This window comes from Burkholderia territorii (genome assembly GCF_902833055.1).
GTDB classification, from domain to species: domain Bacteria; phylum Pseudomonadota; class Gammaproteobacteria; order Burkholderiales; family Burkholderiaceae; genus Burkholderia; species Burkholderia territorii.
Genome location: NZ_CADFEJ010000170.1, coordinates 1 through 427 on the forward strand (window position 1 = coordinate 1; position 427 = coordinate 427).

A 427-nucleotide genomic window follows, 5' to 3' on the forward strand; every position below is an offset into this window, starting at 1 on the left:
GACGACACCGCCTCGGTGGTGCACCTCAAGACCAGCTCCGAGCGCATGCTGATGCTGCGCGTGGGCCTGGGCAACGTCGAGCAGATCATCAGCGCGGGCAAGCCGGCCGGCGACGAAATCCGCCGCCTGCATGCGCTGCTCGACGAGAGCAATCGCGAGCTCGACGCCTATCGCGCCCTGCACGCGCCCGACGCGGCCGAGAAGACCTTGCTGGACACCATGCTGGCCCGGCGCGACCGGCTGCTGTCGCAGGCCTTCGCCAAGGGCCTCAAGCAGCTCGACAGCGACAACCTGGTCGATTTCCTCGGCACCCAGCGCGACATGCCCAGCGCCTGGTTCGACGAGTACCAGCAGGCGCTCACCGCGCTCGAGGCCTTCCAGGTCGAGCGTCAGCGCGCCCGCTTCGAGCAGGCCGCGCGGCGCTTCG

1 protein-coding gene is annotated in these 427 nt (G+C 69.8%); it reads left to right on the forward strand.

The features are described from left to right. Positions 1-427, forward strand: a 427-nt coding sequence (locus tag HW466_RS31570) for a Tar ligand binding domain-containing protein (protein ID WP_176316192.1), incomplete at both ends; no start/stop codon positions are given.